Raw genomic sequence first — 11,703 nt, forward strand, 5'->3', positions numbered from 1 at the left:
AGTTGTAAGGAACAAGTCAAGGTCTGTCTTTTCTTTCGACTCTCCGGTCAAATGTCGTCACTTGAGACGCGCGCCGCGCGGAACCCCCCGCTCCTATGGAGACGTTCCGACCTACGTTGCGGCCGCGGGAGGGGAACGACATCAAGTGACCAGCAACTCCGCAAGGAAGCGCGCGCTGCGTGCCGCCGCCGTCGGCGTGACGATGGCCGCGACCGCAGCTTCCGGCGCTTTCTTCACCACGGCCACCGCCGACTCCAGCTGGGGCGGCGCACCCGCGGCCGACCACCAGGACCCGACCGCTCCGTCCAAGGAGAAGGTCAAGCACGACCTCGAAGGCCCGTTCAGCAAGCAGCAGGCGCAGCAGCGCGAGGCAGCCCTTGACCAGGTGCTCTCGGGCAAGAAGGGCATCGAGCAGCGCGGCGCCTCCAAGGTCGTGAAGCTCGACGACAAGAAGTACGTCGAGCTCGGCCGCGAGAAGACCGACAAGATCTTCACGATCCTCGTCGAGTTCGGTGACCAGGTCGACAACACGACCATGCACGACCCGGACGGTCCGGAGGGCCCGAAGCCGCCGGCCCCCAAGTACGGCGGCACCCCCGGTCCGCTGCACAACCAGATCGCCCAGCCGGACCGCGCGCAGGACAACAGCACCGCGTGGCGCAAGGACTTCAGCCGTTCCTACTTCCAGGACCTGTACTTCGGTACCGGCGAGGGCAAGAACTCGCTGAAGACCTACTACGAGAAGACCTCCTCGGGCCGTTACTCGGTCGAGGGCGAGGTCGCCGACTGGGTCAAGATCCCGTACAACGAGGCCCGTTACGGCTCGAACTACTGCGGTCAGACCAACTGCTCCAACGTGTGGGACACCGTCAAGGACGGCGTCCTCGCGTGGACCGAGGCGCAGAAGAAGGCCGGGAAGACCGACGCGCAGATCAAGGCGCAGCTGGCCCAGTACGACCAGTGGGACCGCTACGACTTCGACGGCGACGGCAACTTCAACGAGCCCGACGGCTACATCGACCACTTCCAGGTCGTCCACGCCGGTGAGGACGAGTCGGCCGGCGGCGGCGTGCAGGGCACCAACGCCCTGTGGGCGCACCGCTGGTACGCGTACGGCACCAGCGCGGGCAAGACCGGTCCCGAGGGCAACAAGGCCGGTGGCACGCAGATCGGCGACTCGGGCATCTGGGTCGGCGACTACACGATGCAGCCGGAGAACGGCGGCCTCGGCGTCTTCGCGCACGAGTACGGCCACGACCTGGGTCTGCCGGACCTCTACGACACCTCCGGTGGCGGCGAGAACGGCGTCGGCTTCTGGTCCCTGATGTCGGCGGGCTCCTGGCTCGGCACCGGCAAGGAGTCCATAGGCGACCTCCCGGGCGACATGACCGCCTGGGACAAGCTCCAGCTGGGCTGGCTGAACTTCGACCAGGCGAAGGCCGCGACGAAGTCCACCCACAAGCTGGGCGTCTCCGCGTACAACACCAAGGACAAGCAGGCGCTGGTCGTCGAGCTGCCGAAGAAGCAGGTCAAGACCGACATCGTCGCTCCCGCCGAGGGCTCCTCGCAGTGGTGGAGCAACATGGGTGACGACCTCAAGAACACCCTGACCCGCTCGGTCGACCTCACCGGCAAGACCTCCGCCGCCCTGTCCCTCAAGGGCTGGTGGGACATCGAGGCCGACTACGACTACCTCTACACCGAGGTGTCCACCGACGGCGGCGCCAACTGGACCGCCCTCGCCGGTACCGCCGACGGCGCGGCCCTCCCGGTCGACGCGGCCGGCAGCCCCTCGCTGACCGGTGTCTCGGGTGCCTGGAAGTCGCTGAACTTCCCGCTGGACGCCTACGCGGGCAAGAAGGTCGACCTCCGCTTCCGCTACCAGACGGACGGCGGCGCGGGCGGCAAGGGCTTCACGGCCGATGCCGTCACCCTCACCGCGGACGGCTCCCCGCTGTTCACCGACGGCGCCGAGAACGGCGACAACGGCTGGACGGGCAAGGGCTTCTCGCGGATCGGCGCCGGCTTCACCAAGGAGTACGCGCAGTACTACCTGGCCGAGAACCGCCGTTACGTGTCGTACGACCAGACCCTCAAGGTCGGCCCGTACAACTTCGGTCACGCCAACACCCGTCCCGACTGGGTCGAGCACTACCCGTACCAGGACGGCCTGCTGATCTGGCTCTGGGACACCTCCCAGAAGGACAACAACACCAGCCAGCACCCCGGCCAGGGCCTGATCCTTCCGATCGACGCCAACGCCAAGCCGATGAAGTGGTCGGACGGCACCCTGCTGCGGAACAAGATCCAGCCGTACGACGCCACCTTCAGCGCGTACTCGACGGACGCCTTCACCCTTCACAAGAACGGTGAGTCGCTCTTCCTGAAGCCGAAGCCGACCAACCTCGTCTTCGACGACCGCAAGGGCAAGTACTACTACGACGAGAACCCGACCGGCTCGGTGAAGGTCACTGACACCAACACCAAGATCAAGATCCTCAAGGAGTCCTACGAGGGCACCGAAATGACGATCGAGGTCGGACCCTCCAGCAAGTAATTCGGTAAACCCGCAGGTCAAAGCATGATCGGCCGTCGCCCTCTAGCGGGCGGCGGCCGATCGCGTTTAGATGCGTGGTGCGAGTTTCTTATTGACGGGGGAGATGAAAAGCATGCCCGGTGGAGGTTTCGTCAGACTGCCCGGAGGCAGTGTGGTGGTGGCCCTGACGCTGCCCAGGCCGTCCGGAGAAGGTGGGAACGTGCGCGTGCTGGTGCACGCCGCGAACCGGGCCCGCGCCCTGACCAGGCTGCGGAACCTCGGGATGCGGGCGGTGTACCTGCGGGGCAACGCCCAGCCGCCGACCCCGGACGAGGTCACGGCCGTCCTGCACCACCCCGACGGCCTGCTGTGGCGCTGCGCCCCCGACCGCGCGGCGGAACTCTGGCACCCGATCCGCGCCCTGCTGGGCGGCACGTAGCGCCCCGGGGGCGGCCCCCGCGGGCCCTCAGGCGGCCCGGTCGCCGACGAGGGTGACCCCGGCCTCGCGGAGGGCCTCCAGGGCCTTCGCGGTGGTGTGGGGGGCCACGGCGGCCGTCAGGTCCAGCAGGACGCGGGTGGTGAAGCCGGCGCGGGCCGAGTCGAGGGCGGTGGCCTTGACGCAGTGGTCGGTGGCGATGCCGACGACGTCGACCTCGGTGACCTCCCGGTCCCGCAGCCATTGGGCCAGGGTCACGCCGTTCTCGTCGGCGCCCTCGAAGCCGCTGTAGGCGGCCTCGTACGCGCCCTTGTCGAAGACGGCGGCGACGGCGCCCGAGGCGACGGCCGGCGCGAAGTTCGGGTGGAACCCGACGCCCTCGGTCCCGGCGACGCAGTGCACCGGCCAGGAGGTCTCGTAGTCCGGGACGGCCGGGGGGTGCGCGAAGTGCGCGCCCGGGTCGACGTGGTGGTCGCGGGTGGCGACGACGTGCCGGTAGCCGGGGGTGCTCTGACCGATGAGCTCGGTGATCGCGGCGGCGACGTCGGCCCCGCCGGAGACCGCGAGGCTGCCGCCTTCGCAGAAGTCGTTCTGTACGTCGACGACGATCAGTGCGCGGTGCATGTCGCGTGTCCTTCGGATCGGTGGGTGGGTGGTGCGGCGGGGCCCTGCGGGGGCTCTTGCCCCACCCCGCCCCTCCCCGAACCCGGGGCCCGCGGCGGATCCGCGGGCCCGGCGGCGGTCACACGTACTCGGTCGGGATGACCGCCTCGCCGCGCGAGAGCTGCGTCGCCGACAGCGGGAGCCGTCGCCGGGCCTCCGCGTGGCGCTCGCGCACCGTCTCCAGCGACTCCCGGGCCACGACCTCGCCGCCCTTGACCAGCTGGGTCAGCAGCTGGTGGCCGGCGAGGGCGGCGGGTACCGGGCCGGTCCCGATGACCTCGGCCTCGGCGACGCCGTCGGCGTCCACCCGGCGGGCCGCCCACTTGCGGCCGCCGATGGAGGTCTTGCCGCCCGAGGACTTCTTCGCGACGGGGACCAACGGCGCCTTCGGGTCGTCGGACGCGGCCCGCGCCACCAGCTTGTAGACCATGGAGCAGGTCGGGTGCCCGCTGCCGGTGACCAGCTGGGTGCCGACCCCGTACGCGTCCACCGGCGCCGCCGCCAGCGAGGCGATGGCGTACTCGTCCAGGTCGGAGGTGACGACGATCCGCGTCGAGGTCGCCCCCAGCTCGTCCAGCTGCTGGCGCACCCGGTGGGCGACCAGCAGCAGGTCCCCGGAGTCGATCCGGACCGCTCCGAGGTCCGTGCCGGCGACCTCCACGGCCGTGCGCACCGCTTCCGCGACGTCGTACGTGTCCACCAGCAGGGTCGTCCCGCGGCCGAGCGAGGCGACCTGCGCCGTGAAGGCGTCCCGCTCGCTGTCGTGGACCAGGGTGAAGGCGTGCGCGCTGGTGCCGACCGTCGGGATGCCGTACCGGAAGCCGGCGGCCAGGTCCGAGGTCGAGGTGAAGCCGCCGACGTACGCGGCCCGCGAGGCGGCGACGGCCGCCAGCTCGTGGGTGCGCCGGGCGCCCATCTCGATCAGCGGGCGCCCGCCCGCCGCCGAGGACATCCGGGAGGCGGCGGCCGCGATGGCCGAGTCGTGGTTGAGGATCGACAGGATCACGGTCTCCAGCAGCACGCACTCGGCGAAGCTGCCCTCGACGCGCAGGACCGGCGAGCCGGGGAAGTAGGTCTCGCCCTCCGGGTAGCCCCAGATGTCACCCGAGAAGCGGTACGAGGCCAGCCAGTCGAGGGTCCGCATGTCGACGACGGCCCGTTCCCGCAGGAACTCCAGCACCGCTCCGTCGAAACGGAAGTTCTCGACGGCGTCGAGCACGCGCCCGGTCCCCGCCACCACTCCGTAGCGGCGGCCCTCGGGCAGCCGTCGGGTGAAGACCTCGAAGACCGAACGGCGGTCCGCCGTGCCGTTGGCCAGGGCGGCCTGCAGCATCGTGAGCTCGTAATGGTCCGTGAAGAGCGCTGTCGACGGCACGTCCACCGGCAGGCCCAGGTCCGCAGGGTTCATGTCACGGATGCTAGCGCACATCTCGTCAAAGTGACGAGATGTGGGGGCCCGTTTGTGCGACGGCCCCCCGGCAGTGGCAGCATGGGACAAGTGAGTGTTGCTCCCGTTGAGATCGAACGCACCGAATCGGCCCGAGAGACCTACGCGGTCCCCGAACCCGACGTCCCCTGGGTGACCCTGGTGCACAACGACCCGGTCAACCTCATGAGCTACGTGACGTACGTGTTCCAGGCGTACTTCGGCTACCCGAAGGACAAGGCGACCAAGCTGATGATGGACGTCCACCACAAGGGCAGGGCGGTCGTCTCCAGCGGCTCCCGCGAGGAGATGGAGCGCGACGTGCAGGCCATGCACGGGTACGGGCTCTGGGCGACCCTCTCGCAGGACCGCAACTGATGGGCGGCGTGTTCGAACCCTTGAAGGGCGGCCCCGGGGCCGCCGTCGCGCTGGACGAGATCGAGATCTCCATCCTGCGTTCCCTCGCGGTCCAACTGCTGGAGCTGATCGGCCCCGGCGAGCCCGAGCCCGCCGCGGACGCGGACCCGCTGGCCGTGCTCTTCGCCTCCGACGGCCCGAGCGAGCCCCCGTCCGACCCGGCCCTGGCCCGACTCTTCCCGGACGCCTACGGGGGCCCCGGCGCGGGCCCGAAGGACGACCCGGAGGAGCTGCGGGCCCGCTCCTCGGAGTTCCGCCGCTTCACCGAGAACGACCTGCGCACCCGCAAGCGGGAGGACGCGCTGGCCGTCGTGCGCAGTCTGGACGGGCTCACCCCCGCCGGCGACGGGGCGGCCGTCCTGGAGTTGACGGGCGAGCTGCCGCACCGCTGGCTCGGCGCCCTCAACGACCTGCGGCTGACGATCGCGGCCCGGCTCGACATCACCGAGGACGACGAGAGCGCCGTGCTGTTCCGGCTGCCGGACGAGGATCCGCGCAAGCCCATGGTGATGGCCTACCTGTGGCTCGGCGGCCTCCAGGAAACCTTGATCGAAACGCTGATCCGCTGATCGTCCGATCGGGGATCATGTTCGCTCAGCGGACGCTCAAATCCGGATAACGATCAGATCACCGCCATGCGGTGATCTGATCGCCATCGGGGCCTATGTCCCGATTTTTTTATGCCTTCCGCCACATTTCCTCCCCTCCCGTTCCCATAAGCCCGTGATAAATCTTCACGACTGCCGAAGGGACGCCACCCCTGTCCCCAGGCCTGCTTGAACCGGCTGACCGCCGGCGTGCAACTCCATCCGTATCCGGGGGGATCGAGGACCCGATCCGCGGCCGACGAGGCGCGGGTCGGCGTGGAGAAAGGCGCACCAGACATGACCTCTGTGCAGGTCGAGCAGCACGACAGGACGCCCGGCGAGGGCGACCAGGGCGAGGGCGAGGGGTACCACCGCGCACTCGGAGCCCGCCAGATCCAGATGATCGCGATCGGCGGGGCCATCGGCACCGGCCTGTTCCTCGGGGCGGGCAAGGCGATCTCCAAGGCCGGACCGAGCCTGATCCTGGCCTACGCCATCGCGGGCCTGGTCATCTTCTTCATCATGCGGGCCCTGGGCGAACTGCTCATGTACCGCCCCGTGTCCGGTTCCTTCTCGGACTACGCCCGCGAGTTCCTGGGCCCGTTCTGGGGCTACGCGACCGGTTGGACGTACTGGCTCTTCTGGGTGGTCACCGGCATCACCGAGGTCACGGCCGCCGCCAAGTACATGGCGTACTGGACCGACGACAGCTTCCCGCAATGGGCGTTCGCGCTGATCTTCACGGTCATCCTCTACGGCGCCAACCTGATCTCCGTGAAGCTCTTCGGCGAGCTGGAGTTCTGGTTCTCCATGGTCAAGGTCACCGCCATCGTCGGCATGATCCTGATCTGCGCCGGCATCCTGACGATCGGCTTCTCCGACGCCGCCGCGACCGCGTCCGTCTCCAACCTGTGGAACGACGGCGGCTTCTTCCCCAAGGGCATCGGCGGCACGCTGATGACCCTGCAGATCGTGATGTTCGCCTTCCTCGCGGTCGAGCTGGTCGGCGTCACCGCCGGCGAGTCGAAGGACCCCGAGAAGACCCTGCCCAAGGCCATCAACACCGTGCCGTGGCGCATCGCCGTCTTCTACGTCGGCGCGCTCATCATGATCCTGTCGGTCGTGCCGTGGACGCACTTCCAGCCGGGCGTCTCGCCGTTCGTCGCCGCCTTCGAGCGCATGGGCCTGGGCATCGGCGCCGCGATCGTGAACTTCGTCGTCCTGACCGCGGCCCTGTCCTCCTGCAACTCGGGCATGTACTCCACCGGTCGCATGCTGCGCGACCTCGCGCTCAACGGACAGGGCCCGAAGTTCTTCACCAAGCTGACGAAGAACGGCACCCCGCTGCTCGGCACGACCTTCTCCGCCGCGCTGATGCTGGTGGGCGTCTGGATCAACTACGTCGCCCCGGGCAAGGCCTTCGACTACGTCGTCTCCTTCGCGACCATCTCCGGCATGTGGGCCTGGATCATGATCCTGGTCTGCCAGATCCGCTACCGCGCCAAGGCCGACCGGGGCGAGCTGCCCCAGTCCTCCTTCCGCGCCCCCGGCGCCCCGTGGACCAGCTGGTTCTCCCTGCTGTTCATCGGGATGGTCATCGTCATGATGGGCATCGACAAGGACTCCCGCGTCTCGCTGTACTGCGCGCCGCTGTGGGGCCTGATCCTCGGCGTCTCCTACCTGGTGCTGAAGTCGCGCAACCCGCGCGGCGCGGCCTTCAACAAGGTCTCCTGACCCCGCGGGGACCGGATTTCCCCGGCCGCCGTCCCGGCCGGAACCCGTGTCCCCGCGGCACTCCGTCCGACATTCGGGCCCTTCCGTACCACGCCTCGGTACGGAAGGGCCCTTCTGTCTATCCTGTCGCTCATGCTGACCCTCACCCAGGACCTGTACGACCGGATCGTCGAGCACGCCCGCAAGGACCACCCCGACGAGGCGTGCGGCGTCGTGGCCGGTCCGGCGGCCACCGGGCGCCCCGAGCGCTTCATCCCGATGCTCAACGCGGCCCGCTCGCCCACGTTCTACGAGTTCGACTCGAAGGACCTGCTGAAGCTCTACCGGGAGCTGGACGACCGCGACGAGGAGCCCGTGATCGTCTACCACTCGCACACCGCCACCGAGGCCTACCCCTCGCGCACCGACGTGACGTACGCGAACGAGCCGAACGCCCACTACGTGCTCGTCTCCACGGCCGACCAGGACGGCCTCGGCGAGTTCCAGTTCCGCTCGTACCGGATCGTCGACGGCGTGATCACCGAGGAAGAAGTGCAGGTCGTAGCAGCCTACTGACCAGTATGTGAGCGGTTGCGGTCCACGATGCGGGATCACACTCCAAACGGGGGACCGGGAATCGTTAACATGACCGCATGGTTTCCCACGACGTGAGCATCGAGACGCCCGGCAGGCTGCTGCTCGTGGCGCGGCTGCACGTCGACCTGTGCCGTCTCGCCAGCGCCATCTGTCCGGCCGGCTGAGCGATCCAGCCCTCCGCGCGGGGGCGCAAGAACCGCGCGCCTTCACGTTCTTACGGTTTTACGCCCTTCACGACACTGGAGCCTGCCATGGCCATCGAGGTCCGCATCCCCACCATCCTCCGCACCTACACCGACGGCGAGAAGGCCGTGAACGGTGAGGGCGCGACCCTGTCCGAGCTGTTCGCGGACCTGGAGACGCGGCACAAGGGCATCGAGGAGCGCATCGTCGACCAGGCGGCCGGTGGCCAGCTGCGCCGCTTCGTCAACGTCTACCTCAACGACGAGGACGTCCGCTTCCTCGACGGCATCTCCACCGCGCTCAAGGACGGCGACAGCGTCACCATCCTCCCGGCCGTGGCCGGCGGCTCGAAGTAATGCGCTACGACTCCCCGCTCGCGGCCGTCGGCAACACGCCGCTGGTCCGGCTGCCCCGGCTCTCGCCCTCCGCCGACGTGCGGATCTGGGCGAAGCTGGAGGACCGCAACCCGACCGGCTCGATCAAGGACCGCCCCGCGCTCCACATGGTCGAGCAGGCGGAGAAGGACGGCCGCCTCTTCCCCGGCTGCACCATCCTGGAGCCCACCTCCGGCAACACGGGCATCTCCCTGGCGATGGCCGCGAAGCTCAAGGGCTACCGGATCGTGTGCGTGATGCCGGAGAACACCTCGCAGGAGCGGCGCGACCTTCTCGCGATGTGGGGAGCCGAGATCGTCCCGTCGCCGGCGGCCGGCGGTTCGAACACCGCGGTCCGGGTGGCCAAGGAACTGGCCGTCGAGCACCCGGACTGGGTGATGCTCTACCAGTACGGCAACCCGGACAACGCCGGCGCGCACTACGCGACCACGGGCCCGGAGATCCTCGCCGACCTCCCGTCCATCACGCACTTCGTGGCGGGCCTGGGCACCACCGGCACCCTCATGGGCGTCGGCCGCTACCTGCGCGAGCACGTCGAGAACATCAGGATCGTCGCGGCCGAGCCCCGGTACGACGACCTCGTCTACGGCCTGCGCAACCTCGACGAGGGCTTCGTCCCCGAGCTGTACGACGCCTCCGTGCTGACCACCCGCTTCTCGGTGGGCTCCGCGGACGCCGTCACCCGCACCCGGGACCTGCTCCGCGAGGAGGGCATCTTCGCGGGCGTCTCCACCGGCGCCGCCCTGCACGCGGCGATCGGCGTCGGCCGCAAGGCCCTCGCCGCGGGGGAGAGCGCCGACATCGTGTTCGTCGTCGCCGACGGCGGCTGGAAGTACCTGTCGACGGGCGTCTACACGGCGGCCACGACGGAGGAGGCCATCGAGCTCCTCCAGGGCCAGCTCTGGGCCTGACAGCGGCAGCGGCCCCCGGCCCGCCCGCCCGGCGGGGTCAGGGGGCCGCCGTCAGCAGTTCGGCGAGGACGGCGGCGTGGCTCGTCGCCGGATCCCGGACCGCCGTCAGCAGGGTGAGGGGGCCCGTCCGGGCCAGGTCGCGCAGCCGCTCCAGTTCCGCGACCGCGCCCGGCACGCCCAGCTCCGCCTCGTAGCGCTGCCGGAACTCCTCCGGGGAGCCCCCGGCGTGGAACCACTTGCGCAGGTCCGCCGACGGGGTCAGGGGCCGTGGCCACTCGTCGACCCCGGCCGCCGCCTTCGACAGCCCGCGCGGCCAGAGCCGGTCCACGAGGACCCGTACGCCGTCCGCCTCCGGGTCGGGGGGATCGTAGACGCGCCGCAACCGGATCACCCCGCACCACCTCCGAGTCCCTTGACCTCGTCCCACACCGTCGGGTCGAGCGTTCCCAACCGGGCGCGGAACTCCCACAACGACACCTCCGCCGGCCGGTCCGCCTCCAGGAAGCCTCCCCGACCCTGTCGGCCCACCACCCCGGGCGGCAGCGGGATCACCCCGGGCCGACGGTCGTCGTACTTCCCGGTGATCCACGCGATCCGGGCCCGCTCCCGGTGCGCCCGCACGGCCAGGACCAGGCAGGACCTGCCGTCCACCAGGCCCCACAGCTCGCCCGCCCGCACCGGCGGGGGCGGCCCCGGCCCGTGCGCCGGAATCTTCGGCGCCCCGTCGCGGACACCCAGGACCCGCCGCGGCAGCACCACCACCAGCGCCACGGCGACCACCGCCGCGAGCGCGGGCCACCAGGACGTGTCCATGTTCCGACCGTAGTCGCGCGCGGGGCGCCCGGCGCGGCAACGCCCGTACCCTCCGTCGCTCCCCCGGGTGACAGGACAGGTGATTCCCCCCACAACGGCCTGCCGCGGAGGAGCGACCTGAGGTTTCGCGCCTTACGCTCGACCCACGCACGGCCCGCATTCCGTCCACGGACCGTCCACGGAGGTTCACGCTCCATGAAGCTCACCGTCGTCGGCTGCTCGGGGTCGTTCCCGTCCGCGGAATCGGCCTGTTCGAGCTACCTCGTCGAGGCCGACGGCTTCCGGCTGCTCCTCGACATGGGCAACGGCTCGCTCGGCGCGCTCCAGCGCCACTGCGGTCTCTACGACCTCGACGCGATCTTCCTGAGCCATCTGCACGCCGATCACTGCATCGACATGTGCGCGTACTTCGTCGCCCGCTACTACCGCCACGAGGGCGGTCGCTGCGGCACCATCCCCGTCTACGGCCCCGAGGGCACCGAGCAGCGCCTGACGACCGCCTACGAGGACGTCCCCGACGCCAGCTCGATGAGCGAGGTCTTCGACTTCCGGACGCTGAAGTCGGCCGCCTTCGAGATCGGGCCGTTCACCGTGCGGACCGAGAAGGTCTGCCACCCGGTGGAGTCGTACGCGATCCGCGTCGAACACGAGGGGCGGTCGTTGGTGTACTCCGGGGACACCGGGGTCTGCCCCGAGCTCGGCGCGCTGGCCGAAGGCGTCGACCTGTTCCTGTGCGAGGCCTCCTTCACGCACGGCAAGGAGGACATCCCCGACCTCCACCTCAACGGCCGCGAGGCCGGGGAGTACGCGAGCGCGGGGCGGGTCGGCCGGCTGGTCCTGACCCACATCCCGCCGTGGACGGACGCCGAGCAGAACCTCGCCGACGCCCGCGCGGTCTACGACGGCCGGGTCGACCTCGCGTACGCGGGCGCCGTCTACGAGGTCTGAGAGCGTTTGCAGGAGGCCGCGACACGACGGAGCCCCCGCCCTCCCTTCCGGGGGAGCGGGGGCTCCGTCGTGTGCCGT

14 protein-coding genes are annotated in these 11,703 nt (G+C 69.9%); 10 read left to right on the top strand and 4 right to left on the bottom strand.

Translation table 11 applies throughout. The features are described from left to right. Positions 1 to 202: 202 nt before the first annotated feature. Positions 203 to 2,557, top strand: coding sequence for an immune inhibitor A domain-containing protein (locus ACFVS6_RS24585; RefSeq protein WP_389707005.1), 2,355 nt, complete (start codon positions 203 to 205; stop codon positions 2,555 to 2,557). Between the two features lie 112 nt (positions 2,558 to 2,669). After that, positions 2,670 to 2,975 carry a hypothetical protein gene (locus ACFVS6_RS24590; RefSeq protein ID WP_281208469.1) on the top strand — a complete coding sequence of 102 codons (306 nt, stop codon included), beginning with the start codon at positions 2,670 to 2,672 and terminating at the stop codon, positions 2,973 to 2,975. A 27-nt stretch (positions 2,976 to 3,002) separates the two neighbouring features. Here the strand turns inward: ACFVS6_RS24590 and ACFVS6_RS24595 are convergent, their stop codons facing one another. Further along, positions 3,003 to 3,596, bottom strand: a complete 594-nt coding sequence (locus tag ACFVS6_RS24595) for an isochorismatase family protein (RefSeq protein WP_389706918.1) — start codon at positions 3,594 to 3,596, stop codon at positions 3,003 to 3,005. A 118-nt stretch (positions 3,597 to 3,714) separates the two neighbouring features. After that, positions 3,715 to 5,043 carry a nicotinate phosphoribosyltransferase gene (locus tag ACFVS6_RS24600; protein WP_389706920.1) on the bottom strand — a complete coding sequence of 443 codons (1,329 nt, stop codon included), beginning with the start codon at positions 5,041 to 5,043 and terminating at the stop codon, positions 3,715 to 3,717. An 81-nt stretch (positions 5,044 to 5,124) separates the two neighbouring features. Between ACFVS6_RS24600 and clpS the strand changes: the two genes are divergently transcribed. The 7 genes from clpS (at position 5,125) to ACFVS6_RS24635 (ending at position 9,864) form a co-directional block, all read left to right on the top strand. Further along, positions 5,125 to 5,439: an ATP-dependent Clp protease adapter ClpS gene (gene clpS, locus ACFVS6_RS24605; RefSeq protein WP_281208472.1), complete on the top strand. Its 315-nt coding sequence runs from the start codon at positions 5,125 to 5,127 to the stop codon at positions 5,437 to 5,439. After that, positions 5,439 to 6,047, top strand: coding sequence for a DUF2017 domain-containing protein (locus tag ACFVS6_RS24610; protein ID WP_389706922.1), 609 nt, complete (start codon positions 5,439 to 5,441; stop codon positions 6,045 to 6,047). Before clpS ends, ACFVS6_RS24610 begins: the two co-directional genes overlap by 1 nt. Positions 6,048 to 6,362: 315 nt before the next feature. Then, positions 6,363 to 7,799, top strand: coding sequence for an amino acid permease (locus ACFVS6_RS24615; protein ID WP_389706924.1), 1,437 nt, complete (start codon positions 6,363 to 6,365; stop codon positions 7,797 to 7,799). Between the two features lie 132 nt (positions 7,800 to 7,931). After that, a complete protein-coding gene (locus ACFVS6_RS24620) occupies positions 7,932 to 8,354 on the top strand; it encodes a Mov34/MPN/PAD-1 family protein (RefSeq protein ID WP_389706926.1) in 423 nt (140 codons plus the stop codon). A gap of 77 nt (positions 8,355 to 8,431) precedes the next feature. Continuing rightward, entirely contained in the window at positions 8,432 to 8,539 is a 108-nt protein-coding gene (locus tag ACFVS6_RS24625) for a putative leader peptide (RefSeq protein ID WP_389706928.1), read from the top strand. 87 nt (positions 8,540 to 8,626) lie between these two features. Further along, complete coding sequence (locus ACFVS6_RS24630; protein ID WP_281208476.1) at positions 8,627 to 8,914, top strand: MoaD/ThiS family protein; 288 nt, start codon at positions 8,627 to 8,629, stop codon at positions 8,912 to 8,914. Further along, positions 8,914 to 9,864 (top strand): PLP-dependent cysteine synthase family protein, encoded by a 951-nt coding sequence (locus tag ACFVS6_RS24635; RefSeq protein WP_389706930.1) that lies wholly within the window; start codon positions 8,914 to 8,916, stop codon positions 9,862 to 9,864. Before ACFVS6_RS24630 ends, ACFVS6_RS24635 begins: the two co-directional genes overlap by 1 nt. Before the next feature lie 37 nt (positions 9,865 to 9,901). On the opposite strand, the gene ACFVS6_RS24640 is transcribed toward ACFVS6_RS24635, so the two are convergent. Together ACFVS6_RS24640 and ACFVS6_RS24645 are read right to left on the bottom strand one after the other, a co-directional pair. After that, positions 9,902 to 10,255, bottom strand: coding sequence for a DUF488 domain-containing protein (locus ACFVS6_RS24640; protein ID WP_389706932.1), 354 nt, complete (start codon positions 10,253 to 10,255; stop codon positions 9,902 to 9,904). After that, a complete protein-coding gene (locus ACFVS6_RS24645) occupies positions 10,252 to 10,677 on the bottom strand; it encodes a hypothetical protein (protein WP_389706934.1) in 426 nt (141 codons plus the stop codon). Before ACFVS6_RS24645 ends, ACFVS6_RS24640 begins: the two co-directional genes overlap by 4 nt. Before the next feature lie 195 nt (positions 10,678 to 10,872). On the opposite strand from ACFVS6_RS24645, the gene ACFVS6_RS24650 reads away from it, so the two are divergent. Further along, entirely contained in the window at positions 10,873 to 11,625 is a 753-nt protein-coding gene (locus ACFVS6_RS24650) for an MBL fold metallo-hydrolase (RefSeq protein ID WP_389706935.1), read from the top strand. The last annotated feature ends 78 nt before the right edge of the window (positions 11,626 to 11,703 follow it).

It is taken from the genome of Streptomyces sp. NPDC057939 (assembly GCF_042887545.1).
Classification (GTDB): Bacteria; Actinomycetota; Actinomycetes; order Streptomycetales; family Streptomycetaceae; genus Streptomyces.

Coding starts and splice junctions, on each gene's coding strand:
- ACFVS6_RS24585 (WP_389707005.1), top strand. CDS start 203: ATGGCCGCGACCGCAGCTTCCGGCGCTTTCTTCACCACGGCCACCGCC.
- ACFVS6_RS24590 (WP_281208469.1), top strand. CDS start 2,670: ATGCCCGGTGGAGGTTTCGTCAGACTGCCCGGAGGCAGTGTGGTGGTG.
- ACFVS6_RS24595 (WP_389706918.1), bottom strand. CDS start 3,596: ATGCACCGCGCACTGATCGTCGTCGACGTACAGAACGACTTCTGCGAA.
- ACFVS6_RS24600 (WP_389706920.1), bottom strand. CDS start 5,043: ATGAACCCTGCGGACCTGGGCCTGCCGGTGGACGTGCCGTCGACAGCG.
- clpS (WP_281208472.1), top strand. CDS start 5,125: ATGGGACAAGTGAGTGTTGCTCCCGTTGAGATCGAACGCACCGAATCG.
- ACFVS6_RS24610 (WP_389706922.1), top strand. CDS start 5,439: ATGGGCGGCGTGTTCGAACCCTTGAAGGGCGGCCCCGGGGCCGCCGTC.
- ACFVS6_RS24615 (WP_389706924.1), top strand. CDS start 6,363: ATGACCTCTGTGCAGGTCGAGCAGCACGACAGGACGCCCGGCGAGGGC.
- ACFVS6_RS24620 (WP_389706926.1), top strand. CDS start 7,932: ATGCTGACCCTCACCCAGGACCTGTACGACCGGATCGTCGAGCACGCC.
- ACFVS6_RS24625 (WP_389706928.1), top strand. CDS start 8,432: ATGGTTTCCCACGACGTGAGCATCGAGACGCCCGGCAGGCTGCTGCTC.
- ACFVS6_RS24630 (WP_281208476.1), top strand. CDS start 8,627: ATGGCCATCGAGGTCCGCATCCCCACCATCCTCCGCACCTACACCGAC.
- ACFVS6_RS24635 (WP_389706930.1), top strand. CDS start 8,914: ATGCGCTACGACTCCCCGCTCGCGGCCGTCGGCAACACGCCGCTGGTC.
- ACFVS6_RS24645 (WP_389706934.1), bottom strand. CDS start 10,677: ATGGACACGTCCTGGTGGCCCGCGCTCGCGGCGGTGGTCGCCGTGGCG.
- ACFVS6_RS24650 (WP_389706935.1), top strand. CDS start 10,873: ATGAAGCTCACCGTCGTCGGCTGCTCGGGGTCGTTCCCGTCCGCGGAA.